Annotated in this window: 22 protein-coding genes and 1 tRNA gene; 18 read left to right on the top strand and 5 right to left on the bottom strand. The window is 50.0% G+C overall.

The genetic code is table 11. From position 1 onward, the window contains the following. Window positions 1–149 precede the first annotated feature (149 nt). Complete coding sequence (locus tag VF575_02885) at window positions 150–692, top strand: hypothetical protein (GenBank protein HEX8182523.1); 543 nt, start codon at window positions 150–152, stop codon at window positions 690–692. A gap of 72 nt (window positions 693–764) precedes the next feature. After that, window positions 765–2,255 (top strand): exodeoxyribonuclease I, encoded by a 1,491-nt coding sequence (sbcB, locus tag VF575_02880; protein ID HEX8182522.1) that lies wholly within the window; start codon window positions 765–767, stop codon window positions 2,253–2,255. On the opposite strand, the gene VF575_02875 is transcribed toward sbcB, so the two are convergent. Then, complete coding sequence (locus VF575_02875) at window positions 2,245–2,658, bottom strand: PGPGW domain-containing protein (GenBank protein HEX8182521.1); 414 nt, start codon at window positions 2,656–2,658, stop codon at window positions 2,245–2,247. The two genes, sbcB and VF575_02875, sit on opposite strands and share 11 nt — an antisense overlap. A gap of 159 nt (window positions 2,659–2,817) precedes the next feature. Here VF575_02875 and VF575_02870 point away from each other — a divergent pair, with 159 nt between their 5' ends. From VF575_02870 to uvrA, 3 genes are all read left to right on the top strand, one after another. Further along, window positions 2,818–3,690 carry a hypothetical protein gene (locus VF575_02870; GenBank protein ID HEX8182520.1) on the top strand — a complete coding sequence of 291 codons (873 nt, stop codon included), beginning with the start codon at window positions 2,818–2,820 and terminating at the stop codon, window positions 3,688–3,690. Window positions 3,691–3,864: 174 nt separating this feature from the next. After that, a complete protein-coding gene (locus tag VF575_02865; GenBank protein ID HEX8182519.1) occupies window positions 3,865–4,647 on the top strand; it encodes a hypothetical protein in 783 nt (260 codons plus the stop codon). A 73-nt stretch (window positions 4,648–4,720) separates the two neighbouring features. Further along, complete coding sequence (gene uvrA, locus VF575_02860; GenBank protein HEX8182518.1) at window positions 4,721–7,537, top strand: excinuclease ABC subunit UvrA; 2,817 nt, start codon at window positions 4,721–4,723, stop codon at window positions 7,535–7,537. 7 nt (window positions 7,538–7,544) lie between these two features. Here uvrA and VF575_02855 read toward each other — a convergent pair whose 3' ends face one another. Next, window positions 7,545–8,090 (bottom strand): hypothetical protein, encoded by a 546-nt coding sequence (locus tag VF575_02855; GenBank protein ID HEX8182517.1) that lies wholly within the window; start codon window positions 8,088–8,090, stop codon window positions 7,545–7,547. Window positions 8,091–8,394: 304 nt separating this feature from the next. Continuing rightward, window positions 8,395–9,069 (bottom strand): DedA family protein, encoded by a 675-nt coding sequence (locus VF575_02850; protein HEX8182516.1) that lies wholly within the window; start codon window positions 9,067–9,069, stop codon window positions 8,395–8,397. 171 nt (window positions 9,070–9,240) lie between these two features. On the opposite strand from VF575_02850, the gene VF575_02845 reads away from it, so the two are divergent. After that, window positions 9,241–10,002, top strand: coding sequence for a 50S ribosomal protein L25 (locus tag VF575_02845; GenBank protein ID HEX8182515.1), 762 nt, complete (start codon window positions 9,241–9,243; stop codon window positions 10,000–10,002). 129 nt (window positions 10,003–10,131) lie between these two features. Here VF575_02845 and VF575_02840 read toward each other — a convergent pair whose 3' ends face one another. After that, window positions 10,132–11,937, bottom strand: a complete 1,806-nt coding sequence (locus VF575_02840; GenBank protein HEX8182514.1) for an ABC transporter ATP-binding protein — start codon at window positions 11,935–11,937, stop codon at window positions 10,132–10,134. A gap of 370 nt (window positions 11,938–12,307) precedes the next feature. Between VF575_02840 and VF575_02835 the strand changes: the two genes are divergently transcribed. The 11 genes from VF575_02835 to VF575_02785 all read left to right on the top strand — a co-directional run bounded on the left by VF575_02835 (window position 12,308) and on the right by VF575_02785 (window position 23,179). Then, complete coding sequence (locus VF575_02835; protein ID HEX8182513.1) at window positions 12,308–14,275, top strand: hypothetical protein; 1,968 nt, start codon at window positions 12,308–12,310, stop codon at window positions 14,273–14,275. Window positions 14,276–14,493: 218 nt separating this feature from the next. Continuing rightward, the gene (locus VF575_02830; GenBank protein HEX8182512.1) at window positions 14,494–15,375 is read left to right on the top strand and encodes a rhodanese-related sulfurtransferase; all 882 of its coding nucleotides are present in this window, start codon (window positions 14,494–14,496) and stop codon (window positions 15,373–15,375) included. Between the two features lie 70 nt (window positions 15,376–15,445). Further along, window positions 15,446–16,129 carry a cohesin domain-containing protein gene (locus VF575_02825; GenBank protein HEX8182511.1) on the top strand — a complete coding sequence of 228 codons (684 nt, stop codon included), beginning with the start codon at window positions 15,446–15,448 and terminating at the stop codon, window positions 16,127–16,129. Between the two features lie 24 nt (window positions 16,130–16,153). Continuing rightward, entirely contained in the window at window positions 16,154–16,735 is a 582-nt protein-coding gene (locus tag VF575_02820; protein HEX8182510.1) for a cohesin domain-containing protein, read from the top strand. 84 nt (window positions 16,736–16,819) lie between these two features. After that, entirely contained in the window at window positions 16,820–18,391 is a 1,572-nt protein-coding gene (locus VF575_02815) for an excinuclease ABC subunit UvrC (protein HEX8182509.1), read from the top strand. Window positions 18,392–18,421: 30 nt separating this feature from the next. Continuing rightward, window positions 18,422–19,666 (top strand): Xaa-Pro peptidase family protein, encoded by a 1,245-nt coding sequence (locus VF575_02810; GenBank protein ID HEX8182508.1) that lies wholly within the window; start codon window positions 18,422–18,424, stop codon window positions 19,664–19,666. 43 nt (window positions 19,667–19,709) lie between these two features. Further along, window positions 19,710–20,075 carry a phage holin family protein gene (locus VF575_02805; GenBank protein HEX8182507.1) on the top strand — a complete coding sequence of 122 codons (366 nt, stop codon included), beginning with the start codon at window positions 19,710–19,712 and terminating at the stop codon, window positions 20,073–20,075. A gap of 9 nt (window positions 20,076–20,084) precedes the next feature. Continuing rightward, a complete protein-coding gene (locus VF575_02800) occupies window positions 20,085–20,297 on the top strand; it encodes a preprotein translocase subunit SecG (GenBank protein HEX8182506.1) in 213 nt (70 codons plus the stop codon). An 8-nt stretch (window positions 20,298–20,305) separates the two neighbouring features. After that, window positions 20,306–22,090, top strand: a complete 1,785-nt coding sequence (locus tag VF575_02795; protein HEX8182505.1) for a peptide ABC transporter substrate-binding protein — start codon at window positions 20,306–20,308, stop codon at window positions 22,088–22,090. A gap of 60 nt (window positions 22,091–22,150) precedes the next feature. Continuing rightward, window positions 22,151–22,234, top strand: a tRNA-Leu gene (locus VF575_02790). A gap of 255 nt (window positions 22,235–22,489) precedes the next feature. Then, entirely contained in the window at window positions 22,490–23,179 is a 690-nt protein-coding gene (locus VF575_02785) for an ElyC/SanA/YdcF family protein (GenBank protein HEX8182504.1), read from the top strand. 63 nt (window positions 23,180–23,242) lie between these two features. Here the strand turns inward: VF575_02785 and VF575_02780 are convergent, their stop codons facing one another. Next, a complete protein-coding gene (locus VF575_02780) occupies window positions 23,243–24,445 on the bottom strand; it encodes a hypothetical protein (protein HEX8182503.1) in 1,203 nt (400 codons plus the stop codon). A gap of 242 nt (window positions 24,446–24,687) precedes the next feature. On the opposite strand from VF575_02780, the gene VF575_02775 reads away from it, so the two are divergent. Continuing rightward, window positions 24,688–26,325 (top strand): FAD-binding oxidoreductase, encoded by a 1,638-nt coding sequence (locus VF575_02775; GenBank protein HEX8182502.1) that lies wholly within the window; start codon window positions 24,688–24,690, stop codon window positions 26,323–26,325. Window positions 26,326–26,336: the final 11 nt, after the last annotated feature.

The raw sequence follows: 26,336 nt of genomic DNA, 5'->3' as shown, positions 1-26,336 counted from the left end.
GCATGCCTTCAAACGATATTGTTAGTGATATGGCTACGAATTGTTTGTATTCTATATCGTCGAATTTTAATTTATAAGTGTACAGTTCATTCAATAATATATTTTCAATCATAATATTGACAAATTTCATAATGTTGTATAATTGATCAATGGCAATTTACGATTTTAATGGAGATTTGATGGGATTGGCTAAGCCCGATGTAAGATTGCTCAGCGATCCCGACCCAGTACTGCAACAGATTGAAGAATCTGCACAAATCCGTACCGATGTCGTGTACGCCGCACTTCGAATTTCGACACCTGTAATTAAACAACGACGATCAGCTGATTGGAAACCTGATCCCATCGAACGGCCTCGACCTTTAATGAGTTCTCGTTACACGAGTAGTGTAGCTGATTTGGGTAGAACTACTGTTGAAGTCGTATATAATCCAATTGGAAATACATGGCATTTATCCCATGAAGAAGTCAAAAATGGAAAAAATGACATTGTTATTGTTAATAAACATGATCGTGTTGTGCATCCTGATCACGCATGCGAGGTCGCCCGTCGCGTAATCGTTGCTTCGTTAGTAGGACATACTGCAATAAAAGAAATTGAGCCACTTGAGCCATTTGATTCTAATACATGGATAGACGGCATGTATCAAATCGCCGACGATATCGGCCTGCCTCCTATCAGTCGCTTTTGACCAGAACCTTTCGACCTGAATTGCAATTAGAACGTCCAATTCTCCACAAGTCTGCTAAACTGGAAACTACGTATGGCTGCCAGTTTTTTCTTTTATGATCTTGAGACGTCGGGCCTGAATCCGCGCGATGCCCGCATTATGCAGTTTGCCGGGCAGCGGACTGATATGGAACTCAACCCGATTGGTGAGCCGGTAAATGTGCTCATCAAACTGACACCTGACATCGTGCCGGAGCCGGATGCCATCATGGTGACGGGTATCACGCCGCAGTCAACGATCGCGGACGGCGTGACTGAAGCTGAATTTTTAAAAATATTTTACGACGAAGTCGTGCAGCCGGGGACAATATTCCTCGGCTTTAATACGGTACGGTTCGACGATGAGTTTATGCGCTATCTGCATTACCGCAATTTCTATGATGCCTACGAATGGCAGTGGTGTGATGAGTGTTCGCGCTGGGATTTGCTTGATGTCATCCGGATGACCCGTGCGCTGCGACCGGAAGGCATCGAATGGCCGTTTTATGCTGACGGCAAGCCGACTAACCGCCTGGAGTTGCTGACGAAGCTCAACGGCATTGAGCACGAGCAGGCGCATGATGCCATGAGCGACGTCACGGCGTCGATAGCGGTGGCCAGATTAATCCGGGACAAGCAGAAAGGTCTCTTCGATTATTTATTGGATTGCCGCGGCAAGAAAAAGTGCAAAGAGCACCTCAATAGCTTCGTACAGGGCAAACAGCCGTTCCTGTACACCTCTGGCCGGTATTCAGTAGAGTATACGCATACTACCGCTGTAAAGTTGTTGGCGCACCACGTGGGGCAAGCCTACGGCTACGTCTACGATCTGCGGGCGGATCCGGCACAGTTTATGGATATGTCAGTCGATGAGCTGGTGAAATGCTATGAATTCAGCCGAGACCCGGAACATGTCAAACTCCCAGTCAAAATCATGCGTTATAACCGCTGTCCAGCGATTGCGCCAATCGGCATATTGTCGGATACATCAGTGCAGGACCGTCTGAAATTACCGCTTGCAACGGTACAGAAGCACGTCAATGCACTCAGCGGGCAAACTGACTTTGTGGCACGGGTTATTGAAGCGATTGAGCGGGTTGAGGCAGCTCGGCCGTATCATCATAGCGACGTGCCAGTCGGGGACGTGCAGGCCGTAGACGGGCAACTATACGACGGTGATTTCTTTTCAAAGCCGGACAAAGACGCAATGAGCGCAATTCGGCGTGCTGACACGGCTGCCGCCTTTACGGATCTTCATGTCGAGCTGCGTGACAAGCGGTTGCAGGCACTCCTGCCGCTGTACAAGGCCCGTAACTTTCCGCAGCTGCTCGGGCCGGACGAGCGGCAGGCTTGGGACGAGTTTTGCAAGCAGCGTCTCATCGACGGGGCACAGAAAAGCCGTTTGGCAAAATATTTTCAGCGGATTGACGAATTGGCCCGCCAGGATGGCCTGACTGAAAACCAGCGTTATGCACTCGAGGAGCTACACCTATACGGCGAATCGATTATGCCGATCATGGACACCGATCAGGACGCTAGCCCTTAACGCGCTGCTTTATACGAGTTATGCGGTCGCGGTTCATGCCGGCTATCAGCAGCGCGATAAAGAACAGGGCCGTTGCCAGGCTGATTTGCCACAGTGCCGCATGCCGCCAGGCCAGCCATGCCACCAGCGCCAGCAACGCTACGGTAATAAAATCGTACAGTGCCTGAACATGCGGATTTTTTGGAAATAGCTTTTCGACAAATTTACCACCGTGTTTGATAAGGTAGTCACGCAGCCGGCGCGCCCATTCATTATTGATTGATAGTAGGCCAAGACCAGCCAACACGAGCGGAATACCGCCCGGGCCAGGCAGCCAGCCGGATGCGATACCGAGGAGTACCAGGGCGTAGCCGGCGATATCGGTGCCAATGCGTTTAAACTTTTTAGATATTTCCTGTGACATTTCCATTAGTGTACGCCATCTCTAGTAAAGTTACTAGTTACCGAAGAGCGCCGGTTGACGATTTTACTACAATAGATCAGTGTACACGATACAACAATAGTCGTATGCTGAGAGTTATTAGCTCATATTAGCATGAGCATTATGACAGAGGAGTCCATTGTGGCCAAAGGAAGTCGCCCAGGTAACGAGTTCGTTATTGTTGACAAGGCAAGAAGCAGCAGAACTGCACCTGCAGAAATTAGAGGTCCCTGGCCAGAACTCCGGATTGTCCGTCAGGCTGAACCAGAGTCTCGCATAGCGCCTGACTGGCACGAATACCTGGATGATGTCGGTAGAAGGAATTATGGGAGCGGCACTGCCCGGTCACTTGGATCAATCGCAATTGTGTTTATACCTGCGAAAGCTATGAACATGATGCTTGAGGACAAATACCCTAAATTATACGCATCTAGGGCAAAGACGGTTGATTTGCAGCGCAAAATCGCAAGCGGATTATATGACCTGATGCGGAGTGCTCAGATGACCGCTAATGCTGAGCAGCTCCGTGATATGCGGATTGCTCATGACATGCCTAGACATGATACACATAGTCAAGCTCGCTCGTGGCAAGAAATCAGATATGTCCCAAACCAAAACCAATTGAGAGATCAATACGGCCCCGATGCGGATACCGAATCAATAACTGAATTACAGACTCAGCCTGTATCCGTCAAATCCGCTGATCTTCCATTTGTAGCTGCAACCTACAAAGTTCGCGGTGTTGGCATGTATGGTCCAGGATATGCCTTGGACTTGTCGACTAACCCGGATCTATACGAAGAGCGAGATGCTATGGTACGTCATCTTCGAGTCAGTGAACGCGTGGATACCTCCAGGTTAGAAAAAGATGGATGGGAACCGCATGCTACCATTTTTACTCCTGAGGAACACTTTGGTAATAAAGGACTTCCAAGTGCTTTGAAATATCAAGTACAACTATCACCGGTCATGGATTTCGGTGCACCGAAAGCAATATTGAGCAAACACCAATAGTTAACCTGAATCTCAAAACCTACCCATTAGCTTCGTCAACCTGTCCGCCCCTAAAATTTTTTATCTTGAGGGATAAAATAATTTTGGGGCCCCCGCAGGTTGCCACGATAGGGTAGAGGTTTTCAGATTCAAGTTAGTTAGTGTTACAATATCGTGCATAATGTTGCAAATTACATGACAACACCAAATCCACGAGAGTACGCCTATATTCAGGTCGACAGACCGATATCGGATGGAAGGCGGTTTTTGACTCAAGCACGTGAAGTCGGGCGTCGAATTCTTGGTGATGACACGCAACACGCAACATCGCTCGCTCGATATGGATTTGATGTTTCTGATGAATGGCAAGATGAACTCCATGAGCCCATTCATGACATTTCACCAATCGCAGATCCGTTACTCGAAGTATGTGCGCCTAATGATTTGACAATGGTCGTTGTCTCGCGAGGAGTGCCCGGTCATCTTGCGTCAAGATTTGCTATTGGTCGTACAATGTCTCAACTCGGAGCAAAGACGGTTACCCGCTATGATACTATACGGGATCCTGAAACCGGGGAGCGACGACGAGCGAGTAGAAAATTTGCTGGACTGAGTCAACAGTTTGAAGACATAAGCCTTACTCATAGCGTAGATCCGGTTCACACGCGAGTCTCATGTACTGTTGGCGTCGTTGGAGAACGTGGCCGTGATCACGTTGTGGGACTGTTCCCTGATCCGTCGAAAGTACCTTACCGCGTGCTCAGTGAGCAGTCACGAGCAGTCACGATCCGGCTTGAGCGCGACAGCCCTCGGATTGCATATCCGTCAGATCTGTCTCAGATCGTCGCCCCTTTCGCTCGATTTCCGGGAGATGTAACAGACGTCCAATATACTCGTATTATCGAAGGGCTCTGTAGGCTTGCCCCCGTTATGGTTACCATGGGCAGTCCTATTGTGCGTAGCGTATCAAAGCCATAACGCATATTACTCAAGCGTGGTTATTGATTAGACTAGAAAATCTTCTTGTTTTCGGCTATAATGGCACGGCTATATGAGTAACAATATTGTTGTTAGCGGGGCACGGGAGCATAATCTCAAGGATATCAGTGTAACGATTCCTCGGGAGAAGCTGGTCGTGATTACGGGGTTGTCAGGTTCTGGTAAATCGAGCCTGGCTTTTGATACCATTTACGCTGAAGGGCAACGCCGCTACGTCGAGTCGCTCAGCTCATATGCCCGCCAATTTTTGGGATTGATGGAGAAGCCCGATGTTGATCAGATAGATGGGCTCAGTCCGGCGATATCGATCGACCAGAAGTCGACCAGCCGTAACCCGCGCTCTACCGTCGCGACGGTCACAGAAATTTATGATTATTTACGTCTGTTGTATGCCCGTGTCGGCGTACCGCATTGCCCGGTCTGTGGCAAGCCGGTCGCCCGTCAGACAACCAATGCCATTGTTGACCAAGTCAGTGCGCTGCCGGCTGATGCCCGCCTGATGATCTTGGCTCCCATCATTGTCGACAAAAAGGGCGCCTTCGAGCACGTTCCGGAGCAGTATACACGGGCTGGCTTTGCCCGCGTCCGCGTGGACGGCGTGGTGTACGCACTTGATGAATTTCCGGAACTCGACAAAGCCCGCAAGCACACCATTGACGTTGTAGTTGACCGTCTCGTCAACAACACCGATAGCCGAACTCGTTTGACGCAATCAGTCGAGCAGGCGCTCGACGTAGCCGAGGGCCGTCTGGGCGTCGTCAATGCTGACACTCAGGAAGAATTTAGCTATAGTCTGATGTATGCCTGTGTCGACCACCCGGATGTACACATACCAGAGCTCGAACCGCGGACGTTCAGTTTTAACTCACCGCACGGTGCTTGCCCGGTCTGCACTGGGCTTGGCTCGCGCATGGAAGTTGATCCGGAACTCGTCTTGCCGAATGGCAAACTGACGATTGCCGAAGGCGCCATCCGGCCCTACAACCGCATCAACGTCGATAACTGGTATATGAAAAAGCTGCAGGCAGTTGCTGAACGCTACGGCTTTAGTCTGCACGTGCCAACAGGCGAACTCAGCAAGGAAAATCTCGAAAAAATTCTGTATGGTACTGGCACTGAAACCTACAAAGTCCGCTTGGGCGCTGGCCGGTCATTCAATACGACGTACGAAGGCGTTGTGCCAAATCTCGAACGCCGGCACAAGGAAACAGACAGCGACTTTATTCGTCGTGACATTGAGCGTTTCATGCAAGAACGCCCATGTTACAAATGCAAGGGCATGCGTCTGCGTCCTGAAGTATTGGCTGTTACAATTCATGGCCGCTCGATTATGGATATTTGTACACTGTCAATCGATGATGCCCTGGGCTGGTTTGATGAAGTTAGCCTGAGTGACGCTGAGCGCCATATTGCAGAACAAATTCTCAAAGAAATACACGCCCGATTGAAATTCTTAAAGGATGTTGGCCTAAACTACCTTACGTTGCTTCGTAGTGCGACGACGTTATCCGGCGGTGAGGCGCAGCGCATCCGCCTGGCAACGCAGATTGGCTCCGGACTACAGGGCGTACTCTATGTGCTTGATGAACCGAGTATTGGACTGCACCAGCGTGATAATGACCGCCTGATCAAGACGCTGCATCATCTGCGCGATCTTGGCAATACGGTGATCGTCGTGGAGCACGATGAAGATACAATCCGTACGGCAGATTACTTACTTGATATTGGGCCTGGTGCCGGTATTCATGGTGGCCATGTTGTTGCGGCTGGTACGCCGGCCGAAGTTATGAAAAACGCCAAGAGCATTACTGGGCAGTATCTGTCAGGCAAAAAGGAAATAGCCACGCCGAAGAAGCGCCGGGCAGGCAATGGCCTGCGGCTGGTGATCAAAAATGCCCGGGAAAACAACTTGCAGAATGTCGACGTGACGATACCACTCGGCAAGATGGTGGTTGTCAGTGGCGTGTCCGGTTCTGGTAAATCAAGCCTGATTAATGATATCCTCGCCAAAGAACTGTTGGCTCGGCTGCACCGCGCCAACACAGTGCCTGGTCGTCATGATGATATTGAAGGTATCAAGCTGCTCGACAAGGCGATCATCATCGATCAGTCGCCGATCGGACGGACGCCACGTTCCAACCCGGCAACATACACCGGCCTCTTTACACCGATTCGTGAGCTGTTTGCGCAAACGCCCGAAGCAAAACTGCGCGGCTATGCCGCCGGCCGGTTTAGCTTTAATGTCAAAGGTGGTCGCTGCGAACACTGTTCGGGCGACGGTATCATCAAAATTGAAATGCATTTTCTACCCGATGTCTATGTGCCTTGCGAAGTCTGTCATGGCAAACGCTATAACCGCGAAGCGCTTGAGATCCATTTCAAGGGTAAAACAATTAGCGACATCCTGGAGATGACCTGCGAGCAGGCGTTACAATTCTTCGAAAACATCCCGTCGATTTCCCGTAAGCTTCAGACGCTGGTTGACGTCGGGCTTGGATATATCGGGCTTGGTCAGTCGGCGACAACTTTGTCCGGAGGTGAGGCACAGCGTATCAAACTGTCGACAGAACTATCCCGGCGCCCGACCGGAAAGACGCTCTACATTCTTGATGAACCAACCACAGGGCTGCATATGGCCGATGTCGACAAACTGCTGCATATGCTGCACGCCCTTGTCGATAGCGGTAACAGCATGGTTATTATCGAACATAACCTTGACGTCATTAAGAACGCCGACTGGCTGATAGATATGGGACCGGAAGGCGGCTCGGGAGGCGGCCGTGTCATGGCTGAAGGCACGCCGGAGCAGGTTGCTAAAGTAACCGATAGTCACACCGGCCAGTTCCTGAAGCGCATGCTGAAGAAATAGCCAGTTTCTATTGGTTTACGGCTTCATCGCTATGAGCATATGACTCGGCTTGATCTAAAACCTGCCGAAAATCTGTGAGCGTGTCGATGTTTAACGGCTGTAAAACTCCATTTTCACAAAAATCAGAAACTTGAGAATAATAAGAATGAGTATCATTTTTATTTCCAAACTCGAATGACAAAGGTTCAGTGTCCTTATTTGTTTTTACAGTAGCGGCTATGCCGCCCTCTTCGATACAGGCAATGTCCTCATAAGTTGTAACTTTTCCTGGATTAAATGAGCCATGAGTATGTACGATTTTACCGATGTGTTTCGCACTCAAAGTCCATTGTGTTTCAATTCCGTAATCCACGTGTCTAGTGTCGTGAAGGGCTTGCCCCGATTCTGTGGTTCGTGGAAGATCAGACTTAGACGTCTCAGGTGGTGTTATTGTTGCTGTAGCAGTTACTTGCGGATCTGGTGATTCAGATGTTAACGCACTACAGGCGCTTATGCCAAGTAAAGGACTTGTCAAGGCAACAATTGCACCGGTTCGTTCAAAACGTTTTTTCACGACATATTCCTAACTCGTAATTATGTTTGTGTAATATTTATAGCATCAAATAACAGTATCCGCAACTTTACTTTATATAAGTTTAAATGGTGCAGTCACCGCGGTACTGTAATCTTCGGTATGCGTGGGCGTACTGCATGACGCTATCACGAATAAGCTGGCGCCTGTAGGTGTGTATATACCACTTGATAATGAACTAAAATCAGGTTTCATGGAGTCGCACGTAAGATGTTATAAAGTAATGTATAGTTTATTGTTATAAAATACAAACTATAAACTTTGTGTGGAGTGGGTAGTCAGATTGCTAGTCGATTTGCTCATCGGCCGCTGCCTGGCTGGCTTCGAGCTCGCTGGCGTCGACTTTTTTACGTTTTTTATTCTTTACGCCTTCGCGGACAGCGTGAAGTAGACTGCCACCGATAGAAAGTAGCATGATGGCAAAGACAACTGGGATAACATATTTTTCAATATCTATGGCTTCCCCAAGGATTCGGTAGGCATAAAACCCGACTAGCGGTATGGATACTGCCCATAATGCTGCGCCAACCGTGCTGTACAAGAAAAAGCGGCCGAAGGGCATGTTACCGATGCCAGCCACCAGTGGTGCGAAGGTGCGCATAACAGGGACAAAGCGTGCTAGGATAAGTGTCTTGCCACCGTGCTTCGCGTAGAACTGCTGTGCCTGCAAAATATATTTCTTCTGAAAAAATATACCCTCTTCTTTGCGGAACAGTTTGGGGCCAGTGCGTTCGCCGATACGATATCCAACGACATTACCAACGACTGCTGCGATGAAGATTGCCAGCATCGTCAGGAAAATATTGTTCTCGCCCTCACCGGCAATGAAACCAGCTAGAAACAGAAGACTATCGCCAGGTAGGAAGAAACCAAATATAAAGGCGCACTCGATAAACACGGTTGCGGCAATGACCAGCAATCCGCTGGTAATAATGAATTCGGTTAAGCCTTCGCCAAACATATGTAATCAGGGTACCGTACTGACGACAATAAGTCCAACTGCATAAGCAGCTTGACGAACAGATACAGGAATAGGGGTGGAAATGTAGCCCGAATCTGTTAAAATAGAATGATTACACGTATAAATAACCGTACTCTGCAACGACTGAGAGTAGTTTGAAAAGGAACTGACATGTCACAAGATAAAATTGCATTAACCCTCGAAGCGCGTACTGTCGAAGGCAAAGCCGTCAAGCACCTGCGCAAAGCTGGCATCGTTCCTGCAGTCGTCCATGACCACGGCAAAGATTCTGTACTAGTTCAGGGCGATGTCCGTGTTATAACTAAGGCCTACAAACAAGCCGGCAAGCACCACCCAATCCAACTCAGTGCAGCCGGCAAGAATTACACTGCTATGATCAAAACCATCGAATTCGAGCCGCGCAAACAGGCTTTGACACATGTTGTCTTCAACGCCGTATCGGCAACTGAAAAGGTAGAAACAGAAGTTCCACTGCTCGCTGTCTTCGCAGAAGGCAACGAATCATCACCGGCAGAACGCAGCGGCTTGCTGGTACTACCGCACTTGACGGTTGTAACTGTCCAGGCGATATCATCCAAACTGCCTGATGTTCTGGAATACGATGCTGAAAAGCTGGTCGAAGTCGGTGACCACGTTACAGTTGGTGATCTGGTTGCGCCAGCCGGCGTCGAGATTATGACTGATCCAGCGCAAGTTATTGTGACCGTTAACGACCCGACAGTTGTTGCAGCGGCTAATGATGCTGCTGGTGGTGACGCCGAAGAAGCAACCGGCGACGAAGCTGCCGCAGTTGACTCTGAGCATGGTTCAGCCGAAACCGATGATCAGACATCCGGTGCTGACGAAATTCGTCCAGGCGGTAAAAAAGAATTTGAAGACAAGACTCAGGGACACAACCCGGAAAAGCACTAGGCACCGCGTTGTCGATTGCGGACAATACCTAAGTTCAATAAAAAGACGGCTTACTCAGCCGTCTTTTATATATAGCCCATGACCTGCCCGCGGCAAGCTAATGCCCGCCGGCAGTTTAACAACCGCTAGCTAGTCTTCAATAAAGCCGCCGGTTTGGTGGCTCCAGAGTTTGGCATAGGTGCCGCCAGCACGAATGAGTTCCCGGTGGCTGCCTTGTTCGACGATTGTGCCGCGGTCGAGTACCACGATGCGGTCCATGTGCTGGATTGTGCTCAGACGATGAGCGATGACGATTGCCGTGCGGCCTTCCATGAGTTTCCATAGCGCATCCTGGATCAAGACTTCACTTTCGCTGTCCAGTGCGCTGGTGGCTTCGTCGAGAACAAGTATCGGGGCATTCTTGAGCATTGCCCTGGCGATGGCCACGCGCTGCCGCTGACCACCGGACAGTTTGACACCGCGCTCGCCGACCAGTGTGGCATAGCCCTTATCAAGCCGATGTATAAACTCATGGGCGTTTGCTGCCTTAGCAATTGCTTCAATCTCACGCTGCGAGGCATCCGGCTGTCCATAGCCGATGTTTTCCGACAGGCTGCGGTGGAATAGCAGCGGCTCCTGTGGAACATAGGCAATATGCCGGTGTAGATCCGATTGCGTAATGTTACGAATATCGTGGCCGTCTATGATAATTGCGCCGCTATCAATATCGCTGAATCTTAGCAGAAGCCGGGTGAGTGATGTTTTGCCGCCGCCACTTGGGCCGACAAGTCCGATTTTTTCACCGGCTTTGACGTGCAGGTTGAGCTTATCAAACAGCGGGTCTTTGTTTTCACCGTGTGTAAATGTAACATCTTGAAATTTTAGATCACCGCGGATGATTCGGGCTGGTTCCGGATTAACCGGATCCTTGATAGTCGGCTCAATCTGCAGAATCTTCACCATGTCACTGGCATCACCAAAGGCTCGGTTGTATTGCCGTAGCACGTTTTGGAAGTCCCACAGGCGTTGGCCGACAGACGCAGTGTAATTCACGATCAAAAAGAGCGTTGCAATATCCGATTGGAAGGCGCCAGCTCCAACGACGGCAATGACAAGCGCTGATATACCAATGCTTGAGGTGATGATGCTCGAGTACGTTTCGCGCACTGTCGTGGCCCGCATACTGCGGAAGCCGGCTGCCTGCGTCTCGCCAGTGACGTCCCAAAACCGTTGCTTTTCGTAGCCCGATGCGGCAAAACTTTTGACAACCATCAGATTAGATATGCTGTCAGACAAATACCCAGTTTGGCGGCTTTGGGCTTCAGATTCGTTGATATTAGCGCGGCGGACAGATTTTGAAAAGTAAATTGTACCGATCACATATATAATTGAAAACCCGAGCAGGCTGAGCGCATAGAGCGGTACCCGCGGCGCCAGGATGACCACCGTAGCAATCATAGAAACAATCAGAGGAATGAGATTAAACACCGTCGAATCAATAAACCTGATGTACGACCCGGTCAGCTTCTGAGACTGCGACACCAAAGAACCAGCAAAGCGGTTGCTGTGAAAATCGGCGCTCAGATCAACTAAATGATCAAAGCTGCGCTGTGACAGGTCGCGGACAACCCGGAGCTCGAGCTGCCAGATCAGCCAGACATTAAGCCGCCAGCCAGCTATGCTGCTGAGGATAGTCGCCAGGGCGTAGGCACCGATATACGGATAAAAGCTCTGCCATAGATTATTGGTATCGTACTGTTTTTGGCTGATCTTTTGGAAAACCAGCGATAGTATATATGGTTGCAAAAATTCCATGATCAGTATAGTAAGAGGGATAGATATCAGCAAAGGTATTAGAAAACGCTTGTAGCGTAAGGCATGGCTCAAAAAGAGCCGGATTGCCTGGCGGGTCGTGTTTTCAGAGTCTGGAATTTTAGGAATTGTTTTGGTGCTCATGGTGCTTAAAATGGGGCCTTATGTTGGCTAGTTGACGCCGTGCGGCAGTACAGACTAGCAGTTACTTTGTAAATGTCGAAGAGGTATAGCGGAGGACGGAATGTTTGTTACGATATCGAATGCAATAACGGGAGTCGAGCAATTCGATTATCCATACGGAGGACATGCGCGGCGCGTGCGAGGTGTACGACGTCAGAAGAGACGCGAACGGCGCAAATACTGTATGACTGAATTGACTGGAACATGTCGCCGACTCCGGATTGATTGCTAAATAATAGCTCTTATCTTATACGTTTGCCGTTATAAATACAAGAACGCACAGAAGCAAGTTGTCAAATAGTGGTTATTTCGCTTACACTGTACTATAGCCATGGAATTCGGCACATTTTCATCACCGGAATCATCCTCACCAAAGCCATCATCAGAATCACAAAAAGATGATGACTCTAAAAGCAAAGAAAAGAAGAAGAAATCAACGTCGGCGGCCGCGCTGGCTGAGATAGCAACTAGCGATTCGGTGAAGCGCGAGCAAGCCGAGCAGCGCAAACTGCGCAGCAGCAAAAAAGAGTCGTACTGGCAGAAAATTATCAGTGCGCCTGAGAACAAAAGCGACTCCGCGGACATACCGTTGTTCGGTATACCGAAGCCTGAGGATACTGCCAGCGGATTAACCAGCGCGGGCAAAGAAGCAGCAGCTCTCTCTGCCTCAGACAATGCGGAAAGGTCAGAGACCACTTCCGCCGAACTCAGCCCAGCTGACAATAGAGAGCTTAAACGCGCTGCCCATGACTTTGCGGAAATCCAATTACACGCGGCAGACGGCGAGCTACATGATCTGCCACTGGATATGTCAGCCAGTCCCATCGCCGCTGAAACAGCAGCTGATGTGGCGCTGCTGCGCAGTATGCAGGAACGCCTAGCTGATGATAATCCGCAGACAGCGGCGCAGGCCATCGAACAGGCTAGTCAAGCAGCTGTCGAACGCATTGAAAATCTTTCAATCGAGCCAGCAGAAATTGTCGATACCGACCCCCAGGGCGCTGCCTTACCGCCAAACACCGACACGCTCGGTGGTATGGGCCCGCAGCGCAGTCTGGCCGAAGCGCTGCCCCCGTTGCCAGATAGAGCCACTGAGGACCGCATGGTATTTGCGGCATCCGCGGCTGCGCCACCGATACCGCCGTTGTATGGCAACAGTGGCCCGTCATCTCCTGATTATTCAGGTGGGAGGCCAGGCAGCTTTTCGGCACGAAATACAGAACTAGCTGCAAATGCTGTTTCGCTAGGAGAGGCAGCGCGGGAGGCACGTGCGGCGGCAGGCCAAGGCTTGCTGGCAGGCGGACTGGTCGGATACTTCATTGGCCGCCGCCGCGGCAAAAAGATCGGTCAGGCTACTGCTGAAAGGCAATCAGCTCCCGTTAAGCGCGGTTTGGAACGGCAGCTTCAAAATCTGCAAGCAACCATTGTTCATAAAGAAAGTCAGATTAAAGCCCTGGCCCGTGAAAAAGTGCAGGCTATCACCGGCGTCCCGGAACGCCAGCGTTTTGTCAAAGATTTACTGCAGCCGGTACCGAAAGCGACTGGCAAAAACATTGTTGTACCTCATGCTGAACAGCCGACTGCGGAAGCGGCGGTATTCGCCGGAATTGGTGCCGGTATAGCGGGCGAGCTTTACGCCCGGCAACCGGCTACGGCAGCATCCGCATTCAAGGCCGAACTGCAGTCGAACCAGTCACCAGCTGAGTTTGCGAGATCCGAAAACGTCGGCCGTTTACTGGTAGAAGTGCCACTTGCCGCCGCCGCTGCAAATATCGCTGACAAAGCTGAGCGCTCTCCTGTTGTGCCATTCCATAAAACTGCCGAAGAATTCAGCCGCGAAGAACTGGTCGGGGCAGCTGAAAAAATCAGCGTCCAAGGTCTCAGCCTCAAAGAAATGATGCAACTCGGCAGTCTTGACGAGCGAGCCGTTCGCCGGGTGGTCGGCGAATTTTTGGAAGGGCGGGACGTCAGTGCCGCTGTCAGCCGAGAAATACGGGAAAAAGAATTAAAATACGAACGCGACCCGCGCATGCGGCAATCGACCGGCGGACAAGCCGCTTCTCTAGTAGCCGGCGGCATAATGGCAACTAGTTCTGACAGTATTAACGGACACAATGACGCAAATGATCATCGGCTGGCGACTGATGATCAGTCCGCGTCCAGCACGTACAGCGGTCCGCGTCCACAGCCGGACGCGGCGACACTCAAAGCGATTCGCGACAAGCAAATCGCCACCATAACCGTGACGGTCGTCCTTGTCAGCTTGACGGTTGCGGTGCTGCTGGGACTGACTGCGTAGTAGCTGCGCAGACTATTTGTACCTACCTGAATCTAAAAACCTTTACCCTATCGTGGCGATCTGCGGGGCAGACCCAAAATTATTTCATCCTTAAGATGAAAAATTTTAGGGGCGGACAGGTTGACGAGGCTCATGGAGAGATTTTTAGATTCAGGCGTGCCTGTACTGACATACTCCGCATCAAGACAAAACTGGCCCCAATCAGGTATACTGGACACATGCAAAAAATTATTCTTTATTACAAATTCGCACCAGTTACTGACCCTGCGGCAGTTCGGCTGTGGCAAAAAGCTCTCTGTGAGCGTTTGGAGCTGCGCGGCCGCATCATCATATCCAAACATGGTATCAATGGGACGCTTGGCGGTGAAATCGACGATGTCAAAACATACATCAAAGAAACCAAGGCCTACGATGCCTTCAAAGGCACTCAGTTCAAATGGGGTGATGGTGGGCGGGATGATTTCCCGAAGCTTTCTGTCAAAGTGCGCGACGAGATCGTAACGTTTGGAGCGGCCGACGAGTTGCAGGTTGATAATCACGGCGTTGTCGGCGGCGGCAAACATCTCAAGCCAGCTGACGTGCATAAATTAGTTAAAGAACGCGGCGAGGATGTTATCTTTTTTGACGGCCGTAACGCCTATGAAGCTAAAGTGGGTAAGTTCAAAAACGCGGTTGTTCCTGATGCCCGGACCACGAAAGATTTTTTGACTGATCTGGCAGGTGACAAGTACAATGACATTAAAGATAAGCCCGTCGTGACCTACTGTACTGGCGGTATCCGCTGCGAGATTCTTAGCAGTTTAATGAAAACACGTGGGTTTAAAGAGGTCTATCAGCTGGACGGTGGTATCGTGACATACGGTCAGCAATACGCTGATGACGGTCTATGGGAGGGCTCATTGTATGTCTTTGACGGACGTATGGGCGTTAAATTCTCTGACAAGGCTACAGACATCGGTGTATGCGTGCACTGCGGTGATAAAACCAGCCGCTACACGAATTGTGCGATCAAGCAGTGCAATGAACTGATTGTCGTTTGCACCGCATGCATGGCCCGAACCAGCTGTCCAGCCTGCGAAACTGCTGTTACTGTAAAATAGTTTTAGAGTACACCATAAACGGTATGCTTCCGTGATAGAATACAAACAAAGCATAACAAGGATTCAAGCCATGCCGAGCAAGCCAACAAAATCACCAGCCAAATCAGCTCGTGTTGCAAAAGCAAGTAAAGTATCAAGTAAGAGCATGAGTAGTGTCTGGAGTAGGTCGCGGTCAACGAAGTCGAAGGCCGCAACCCAGAAAGAGCGGTCGGTATTTACGGCGGGGGCTGTACTTGCCGCTGCTATGCTGGTGTCTATTTCACTAGGCCTGGCAGACTATGATAAGCCGGCATCTTTGCAGAATGCCGCCAGTCAGCAAAAAAATCTGCAAAAAGATACGCAGGCTTCATTATCACTGAAGCCGCTGGTGCATGCTCAAACAAAGCCAGACAATATGGTTACCATAAGCCTGTATGCAAATAGTCAAACCCAACCTGTTAATGCAGTCCAAGGAGTTGTCCGTTATCCATCTGATAAACTCAAGATCGTCGACGTCAAAACGGCAACTGCCTTTCCTCAAGAAGCTGCAACTGACACAACAACGCCAGGGTTAGTCCGGTTTGCTCGTTCTGTCGAAGCAAACGCCGCGTCTGTAACAGGTGAAAATCAAGTGGTAACTTTTACATTTAAGGCGCTTAAGGAAGTTGATCTGGTGTCTGAGTTGACGGTTGATTGGGGAGAATCATATTTGGTGCGAAGTACCGATAATCAAAATATCCTCGGACAATCAACCGGGTCAATGCAGCTACGCTAGTCGCCCATAATATAAGGAAATAATATGAAAAAGTCCAAAAAATCGAATAAAAAGATTGCAACCAATCAGCGTTTCAGGCTAATGTCAGCCGGACTGGCAATTGTGGCGGTATTGATTGTTGGGGCTGCAGGTGTCAACTATCAGAATAGTAGCCAGGCCGCACGCGCCAAGCCGACTGCTACAGTTCAAACATTACTTATCAAACCAGCATCGACGACAATTACACCAGGTTCCAATGTGTCAGCTGCTATCTATGCAAATAGCGGTACAGTCCCAGTTAATGTCGCACAGATTGCGCTCGTCTATCCTGCGGGCCAACTTGAATTTATGAGTATCGGGGAGAGTACGGCGTTTCCAGTTGTCGCATCAACCGATACATCAACGCCTGGTCTGATCCGCATCGCACGAAGTATTGCAACTGGTTCAGCCGCTGGTGTGACCGGCGAGCAACTAGTTGCAACTGTCAATTTCAAGGTATTGCCAGGTGCCAGCGGCACAGCAAGCCTGAGTTACGATCTGAACTCAACGCTGCTCGTGAGTGCGGCAGACGGCCAGAACGTCATCAGTACCACAGCCGGTGCAACATACCGAATTCGTAACCGTTAGTTGGCAGATATGAATGGGCTTAAACCCTCGTCGGCATAATTTGGAATAGAAAGCAGGCGTAACCGATATATAATAGATTATGCTATGCACATACAAATATCATCGGCGCTTGAAACGAAACTGCAGGATCTTCCCAAACAGCCGGGCGTCTACTTCCACAAAGACGCCAGCGGAAGTATTATTTATATCGGAAAAGCCGCCGTCCTGCGTAACCGCGTCCGTCAGTATTTCCAGAAGTCGCGCCTCCGTGATGTCAAAACAGATGTATTAGTGAGTGAAATAGCTGATACCGACTGGATGGTCGTGGAATCCGAAATTGAAGCCTTGTTTCTCGAAGCAGAAATGATTCGGCGCTATATGCCGAAGTACAACATCTTGCTGCGCGACGACAAAGCCATGGCCTACATCAGGATTGATTATGATGCTAGCTATCCAACGGTAAGTACCACCCGCCGGCCGCTCGATGACGGTGCCCGTTACTTTGGGCCATATCCATCGCTATCCAGTGTCCGCGTCGCGCTCAAGCTGCTGCGCCGCATTTTCCCCTATGCCACCAAGCAATCGACTGGTCAAAAACGGGCCACGCTGCAGTATCACCTTGGACTGGATCCCGGCCTCGAGGAAGGCCGGACAACGCTGGAGGATTACCGGGCAAATCTGCGTCGGCTGATGGCCTATATCGAAGGCAAACGGGTTACAATCATCCGTGAACTCGAAAAGGATATGAAGACAGCTGCCAAAGCACAGGATTTTGAGCAGGCAGCGCAGCTTCGCAACCGGCTGACGGCGTTGCAAAACCTCAACAAGCAGGTCATTTTCAGTGATAAAGAGTTTATGGATATCAGCAAAGACCACGCGCTCAACGAACTGGTCGAGCTCCTCGGGCTGGCGCGGTTTCCGCAGCGCATCGAAGGTTACGATATCTCTCATATGTCCGGTACGGATGTTGTCGCCAGCATGGTTGTATTCACAAATGGTGCCAGTGACAAAGCAGAGTATCGCAAATTCAAAACCAAAAAGGACCATAACAATGATTTTGCTAACATGCACGAGACGCTCAGCCGCAGACTATCAGAGAAAAATCTGAAAGCCTGGGGCAAGCCGAGCTTGATACTGGTCGATGGAGGCAAAGGGCAGCTCGATGCAGCCACCCGCGCCCGTGACGAAGCCTGCAAAGCTGGTCCAGTTGACGATAACGGCGCTGTGACAGCTATCCCAAGCTGCCAAGACATTCCGATGATTGGCCTCGCCAAGCGTGAAGAGCAGATTGTCATCAAGCATAATTTCAGTAATGTCACGCTTAGCACGGAGTATCTGCATAAACTCGGCGGTTTTAGTACCGTCAGCGAGGATTTCACGCTCGTTAATCTGCCGCACAATACAAACCTCGTAAAATTGCTGCAGCGTATCCGCGATGAGTCGCACCGCTTTGCAGTCAGCTATCACAGCGTGCTTAAGTCAAAGCGTCAGACAGCTAGCATGCTGGACGATATACCAGGCTTCGGGCCAGCCACCCGCAAAAAACTGCTTAAAACATTCGGCAGTATGAAGGGCATTGCCGAGGCCTCTCCGACCGAACTCGCTGTCTGTCTCGGCGATAAAAGGGCAGCCGAGCTCCGTAAGTATTTGCTGCCGATAAAGTCAGCCCAGTCATAACCGCTGGCTTTTTGATATACTTGAAAATTAATGACTATGAACACTAATCTATTATTTACAGCAGAATTTTTTGCCGGTAACCGGCAGCGTCTGCGTGATGCAGTTCAGAATGCTGTTCCAATCGTCGTAACGGCTAATGGTTTGTTGCAGCGGAATGCCGACAATACATTTCCGTTTCAGCAGGATAGTAGCTTCTGGTATTTGACGGGCATTTCCGAGCCTGATCTTATGCTCGTCATGCATGACGGCCAGGAATATTTAATTGTACCCGGACGCAGCGCCAGCCGGGAAGCCTTTGATGGAGCCGTCGATGCGGCTGAGCTAACGCGGATTTCGGGTATTAAGACGGTGCTTGATGCTGACACTGGCTGGTCGAAGCTGGCAGCTGATGTCACGAAGTCAAAGTCAGTGGCAACTCCGGTAGCGCCAGCCGCATACATTGAGCAATACGGTATGTACACCAATCCAGCACGCCTCGGCCTGGCTGACCGGCTGCGCCAGCATGTCAAAGACATTAATTTTATTGATATCCGCGCCGAACTGGCAACACTGCGTAGCATCAAACAGCCCGCCGAGCTAGAGGCTTTACAGTCCGCTATTGATACGACCATCGATAGTTTATTGCTGTTGACGGAACCAGCCCGTTTCGGCGGCTACCACAACGAATATGAAATCGAAGCCGATCTTGGACGAGAATTCCGGTTCCGCGGAGCTAGTGGCCATGCATTTGCGCCGATTATCGCCGGGGGTAAGCGGGCTTGCACGCTGCATAACGTCGCAAATAACGGCGCTCTGCAGGCTAATTCGCTGGTTATACTGGACGTCGGCGCCGAAGTCAGTCACTATGCTGCAGATATAACCCGCACCAAAGTCTACGGTACCCCCACGGCGCGTCAGCAAGAAGTGTTTGCGGCCGTGCTAGACGTCCAGACATACGCTCTAACGTTGCTCAAGCCCGGTACCCTACTCAAGGAGTATGAAGCAGCCGTTGAAAAGTATATGGGGCAGACTCTACAAAAACTGCAGCTTATCAAAACGGTAGACCGCGAATCAATCCGTACCTATTTTCCACACTCCACGTCGCATTTCCTGGGCCTAGACGTCCATGATGTCGGTGATTACACCAAGCCGCTCGAACCGGGCATGGTCCTGACCAATGAGCCCGGTATATATATCCCAGCCGAAGGAATCGGCGTGCGTTTGGAAGACGACGTTCTGATTACAGCGGACGGTGCCACGGTCCTGAGTGCCCGATTACCTAAAACGCTTATGTAATCTGATATCTGAATGCATGTCCTGCATGCTACAATAAACAGTAATGAAACGGCCATTTTACCGATTTTTGATCCGCTGGCTGGTATCAAGTCTGGGCCTCTGGATCGCCGCAGGCTTGCTGAGCAATAGTATTGATTACCAAGACCGCGTCTTCGTGATTATTATCGCTGGATTACTTCTGGCGATTGTCAATGTCATCATTAAGCCAATCGTGGTGATATTGTCGCTTCCTGCTATCCTTTTAACACTTGGATTATTCATGATTGTCGTCAACGGTTTGATGGTATTTCTGGTCAGTAAACTGTATGCGCCGCTCGAAATAACTAATTTTTGGGCTGCAATACTTGCCGGGATGATAATCGGGCTTGTAAACTATCTAGTAACAGCAATTCTAGAAGAAAGAAAATAAGGGGATAGAATGACTATTTGGAATTACGTAACAATCGGTTCAACGGTACTTATGACAATCTTAATCCTAGTGCAAACACGCGGTGCTAGCCTTGGTGCCGGTATCGGTGGATCGGCTGAAGTAAATACGACGCGGCGCGGCACCGACAAGACAATTTTCCAGTTAACGGTCATTACCGGACTACTGTTCACATTGTCACTGCTATTTAGTATCCTTGCGTAAAATACACTATGCTACACGATTCCAAGATTTTCTTTCGGCGCAAGTTCCGCAAACGGCGCACTCAGGTGGAAAGCCTCAGTGCCCGTGCTGAGCATGCTTCAGAGCGCTTCTTCTTCAAACGGCTTGACCGCTTAGTTGCAGTGCGCAGATTTGTCGCTGGCTGGCTGGTGCTTGTAGCCTTGCTCTGTGCCGCACTTGTCGGGCAGATACGGGCACTTGATGGTTATTTTCAAACTTTACAGCCGACAACTGGTGGAATTTTTACTGAAGGAATACTAGGTGACTTCACCAATGCCAACCCGCTCTATGCCACCAACCAGGTTGACGAATCGGTATCAAAACTTATATTTGCCGGATTATTTAAATACGACGACGATAACAATCTCATCGGCGATCTGGCAGCCGGCTACACGGTTGACCCAGGCGGCAAGACCTATACGGTGACCCTTAAGCCCGGACTGACCTGGCATGACGGTGCACCGCTGACCGCCGAAGATGTGGTCTTTACGTACGGCATGATACAAAATCCCGACGCCCTCTCTGTTCTAAACCGCGGCTGGCAGGGAATTACTATCGCTGTTGTCGATCCGCTCACGGTTAGCTTTACACTCCCGAGCGTACTCGGCTCATTTCCGTATAACATGACGAACGGTATTATTCCAAAGCATCTGCTGAAGGACGTTGCGCCGTCCGAAATGCGATCAGTCAGCTTCAACACGGAAAGGCCGGTTGGTGCTGGTCCGTTTGCCTGGCAAAATATTGAAGTAACTGGTGAATCACCGGAAACCCGCCAATCCAAAATCGCGCTGCAGCCATTCCAGGGCTACCATGGCGGTGCGCCCAAACTGGCAAGTTTCGTCGTCCATGCTTTTCATGACGCTGAACAGCTGCGTGAAGGCTTCAAAAATCAGGAATTAACAGCTGCCAGTATCATGGATCCGCCGAAAGATCTCGTGGAGCAAGACGGTATCAACTCGAACAGCTTTATGTTGTCGGCGGCAAACATGGTGTTCTTTAAGCATAGCAATCCAGTGCTGGCTGATGTTGCCGTCCGGAAAGCCTTAGTACAATCAGTAGACGTCCAGGCGATTATAGACAGCTTGAGTTACCCGACACACCCGGTACGCGGCCCGTTCCTGCTGGGGCAGCTAGGCTATGACAACACGCAGGTACAGCCAGTCTTCGACGTCGCTGCTGCAACGGCCGGACTCGATGCTGCCGGTTGGAAGCTTGGTGAGGACGGCGTGCGCAGTAAAGCCGGTGTTCCACTGCGTTTTTCGCTCTACGGGCAAGACACGGCCGAAAGCCGAATGGTAACTGGTCAACTCGTCAAAGCCTGGAGCACTATAGGCGTTGCGCCAATCGTTCGCCTGCAAAGCAGCGAGGATCTGCAGCGTTCAATTTCTAGTCGTGACTACGATGCCTTACTGTACGGAATATCTGTCGGCGTTGATCCAGACGTTTTTGTATATTGGCACGGCTCACAAACCGACGTTCGCTCGAGCGGACTTAATTTTTCAGAATTCAAATCCAAAACTGCTGATGTCTCACTCGAGGCTGGCCGTACTCGTATTGAGCCGGATTTGCGGGTCGTAAAGTATAAACCATTCCTGCAGGCCTGGCAGCAGGATGTTCCAGCGCTCGGCTTGTACCAGCCGCATTATGAGTATCTGACGCACGGTATCGTCTACGGCATGGAACGGCATGTCTTGAACACTAATACCGACAGATACAACAACGTGAATAACTGGCAAATCCGCGAGATTGAACAGACTAATCAGCGACCGCAGTAAGCCTGCTTGCTTCAGACATAGTTGTACAGTACAATTACCCCTGTACTTTAGCCGAATCCTGCGGATGTGGTGAAATGGTATACACGCTAGTTTCAGGTACTAGTGCCGCAAGGCGTGGAGGTTCAAGTCCTCTCATCCGCACCAGATAAGTTTTGCAAGTAATCCATAGTTCGAAAAAGATCCTTTCTGATAGGAAAAGCTTTTTCGTTGTTTGCGGACAAGTTATATATTACATTGTCGTAACGCATCTATCTCAGTACAGAGATAATCGTCGGATTATAAGTGACCTCAATAATGTTGCCAATCTAAAGCGTCATCAGTCAGTGTCTTAAATAATGTTCGTCCATGACTTTATAGTTTGATGCATACACAATATTTTAATTACTTTCAACAATACAAATGAATACCTACGACATCATGCCAGGAACTCCTGGACTCAGCATTGACGAAATAGCACATGTCATAATTCCAGGCCGAGGCAGAGACGAAAGCGGTAACGGGCTTTCTGAGCATAGTATTGCAAGAGCAAAACATAGTGCTGAGTTTTATAATGATCACAAGCTTGAGCGTAAAATGGGTTACTTAGTTTGTACTGGATATAAAACTCCTGCAGAAAACAAAGGCGTAGCCTGGTCTCCCGAAGATACTCCTGATGAAGTATACGTAGGTGTGCCTGAAGCTGATTCTATAAAACAGGTATTGCTTTCCCAAAAAGTAAATCCTGCGCGTATCGCTGTTGAGCGCCGTTCAATTGATACGGTTACAAACTTTACATTCAGCGAAGACGGTGGATATTTTGGTCCGAATGACGCTCGACCTGTGGCAATTGTTGCCCAGCTTGCGCACCTAGAGCGTATGATTGATGTTATTGCCCCGAAAACGCTGCGTAGAGATTATTTAGGCATCATTGTTCCTGAAGATGGAGAACCCGAGACGGACAGCATTCCATACGCAAAACTTATAAGTAAAATTTTGCTAACCGGTATTAACCCATACAAAAAAGATGCGGCCCAAATTACCGCGCGACGTGCGGTAAAGGCATGGCATATCGCAAACTCAATACGTAGTTTCTCGCCACATAATAAATAGGGACTCTCTCAAAATAGGCTTTAGCTTGTTATCAAAAAACGACGAAACAGCTATGGCTGTATGTTATGAGCTCGATCGATAAAAGCGAGCATAACTATTATCGGTATATACATTTGCTGAGCCGCCCTCGGCGGCTGACGTATCCAGGGTATTCGTAATAGTCGGAATGCCCGGTACGCTGATAGACGGATCAATCACAAATGGACGAGAGGTGCCACCGGCCGGATGAAGCGTTGGATAGTTTCCTACGTTGCGTTTAATTGAATGTGCGACGCCACTCGTGTTAGTTTTGCCGGCCTTAATCCAAATTAGCCAGGTGGCACCATAAGCGAACCAATTGTCTTCGATAACGATCGGGTGGTTGGCGGCACTGACATTTTGGGTGACGCCGATACACTGGCCGATGGCACTAGGAGCGTAGCTGTTGGTGCCCGTCAGCGGCGGATAGCCATCATAGCCGGAGCCACGTTTCGATGAAGCATTGCAGGAGAAGCGGTTGCCGTAACAATACACGCCGCCCCAGCCGGGAATCTGCATGCAGTCATTATGGGCGTTTGGCCGGTTGCCGGCGCGGTCAGGCATCCAGACTGCCAGGTCGGATATATAATTGCCGTACATGTAGACCTCAGCCGAAGCTGTCGTCGTGGGAACACCGACAATATCAAAACCGTCGGTGACGTTTTTGATGCGATTACGCCGAAGTGTCACATGGTGGCCGCGGATACCGGATATATATTCATTTGGATGGACAGGATCTATCGTACAATCCTCAATTTCTATACCGACCAGCGAGCCTGAAGTGCACTGGATAAGCCCGACATCTGTCGTCGTCTGCGATTCGCGCGGGCCGCCGACAACTTTGCATTTGCGGATTCGGACATACGATGCGGCGACAACAATACGTTCAACCGTTTTCAGCTCATAAATAAACGGATTGCCAGGGGTTCCGCCCGTCGACAAGGTGACCGTTCCGGTAACAACGTTAGCGGCAATAGCCGCTTGTTCCCCGGCGGGTAGCGTTGCTATGCCAGTCGTACTATCGGTCGGCTGAGCGTACATAGCCGTGCCGGTGCCAAATTTTACAGATGTACTGCCACTTGCAGTAGTATCTGATATGTTGCTCGTACCGCTGGCAGTGCCATTTTCCGGTTCGTTAGATATTGCAGGTGTCGCCGCAGATGTAGATAACTCACGCAGCAACCCAGCTATGCCAAAGAGAGAGACGACCGCCAAAGCACTGACACCGAGAAATTCCTTACGGCTCATTTCTTTTTGTAAAATTTGATGTAAGGGCGTATTTTTCATGAACAGATGGAAATGGCTATATTGGTTATGACTATATGGAATTATAATTCAAAGTGCAATGCTCGGCATGGTTATAATGGCGGCTAGGAACAGCGTAGAATGTAAACACGAGCGCAACGCCATTGTTCGTGCTATTATTACCACAGTTAGTATGATAAAAATTATAGATATGCATGATATCAAATTGAGAGGTCAAGCTACCGATGAGTAAAATCGCACACTATCTGCAGGATCATTTGACGGGTGAAGTTATGACCAGTGCCGATGCCCGGCGCTATTTTGCCACAGACGGTAGTATTTTCACATTGTTACCCTTGATGGTGGTGTATCCGCAGAATGAAAATGATATACGTAAGACTGCCCGCTTTACCTGGCAGCTCGCCGAGCGTGGCCGTGTCATACCGATTACAGCCCGCGGTTCGGGTACTGACCAAAGCGGGGCGGCGCTCGGCACTGGCATTGTCATGGCAATGCCAGCTCACATGAACCGCATCATTGAATTTGACAATAAAACCGGCGTTGTTGTAGTAGAGCCGGGTATAAACTACGGCCGCTTGCAGCAAACCTTGCATACTCACGGCCGCTTTTTGCCGCCGTTTCCAGCCAGCTATGAATATTGCACCATTGGTGGTGCAGTTGCCAATAATTCCAGCGGTGAAAAAACGGTCAAATACGGCGCTACACTGGATTATGTCCGTTCGCTCCGCGTCGTGCTCGCCAACGGCGAGGTCATCGAAACTTACCGTTTGAGCAAAAAAGAACTCAGCAAAAAGCTTGGTCTGGCTACGTTCGAAGGTGAAATCTACCGCGCACTTGACGGATTACTTGAGGAGCACAAGCAAGTGCTCGACGACTTGATTTTATCTGTGTCCAAAAACGTCGCTGGCTACAATCTGCTCGATATCAAGCGCCGCGACGGCACCTTTGACCTGACGCCACTATTTGTCGGCAGCCAAGGTACACTTGGTATCGTCAGTGAAGTAACGCTCGAAACAGAAGTGCATAATCCAGTCACAACGCTATTTGTCGCCAGTTTTGATAGCATGGACGCCGCCCAGACGGCGGTACTGGAACTAAAGCGCCATGACAGCGCACCGAGTGCCATAGAAATGGTCGACGAGCATCTCTTGCAACTTGTCCAGCAAGCTAATCCCAATCAATTGAAAGACGTCATCGAAATGCCGTTTCCAAAAGTCGTTTTGCTGGTCGAGTGTGACGAAAACAGTGATCGAGCCCGCAAAAAGACATCCAAGCAGGTACGTAAGGTGCTGGAGCAAACTGCCGCCAAGCTGATCGAGGAAACAGACCCGCTGAAGCAGGAAAAGCTATGGAAGATCCGTCATGCGTCAGCCGCAGTTGTCGCGCATAGCGTGGGCGCCAAGAAAGCGGTACCCATCATTGAGGACGGCGTCGTGCCACTCAACCGTTTCAAGGAATATGTTGACGGCGTCTATAGTATATTTGCTAAAAACCACTTGCAGGTCGCGCTCTGGGGCCACGCCGGTGATGCCAACCTGCACATGCAGCCGTTCCTTGATCTCAGCCAAATTGGTGACCGGCAACTGGCCTTTCGAATAATGGACGAGTATTACAGCCTGGTACTATCACTTGGCGGTTCTACGTCCGGCGAACACAACGATGGCCGCCTGCGCGGTCCGTACCTCGACAAAGTCTATGGCCACGATGCCTACGAGCTATTTCTCAAGGTCAAAAAGATATGCGACCCATATGGCACGTTGAACCCCGGTGTCAAAGTTGGCGTCACTATGGAAGACCTCAAGGGAATGGTGCGCACCCACTACAGCATGGAGCATTTGTACGACCATTTGCCACGAAGCTAGACTGTTTGGAT

Source organism: Candidatus Saccharimonadales bacterium (genome assembly GCA_036388415.1).
In the GTDB taxonomy this organism is placed as follows: Bacteria; Patescibacteriota; Saccharimonadia; order Saccharimonadales; family UBA4665; genus UBA4665.
This window is presented reverse-complemented; position numbering and strand designations above follow the sequence as displayed.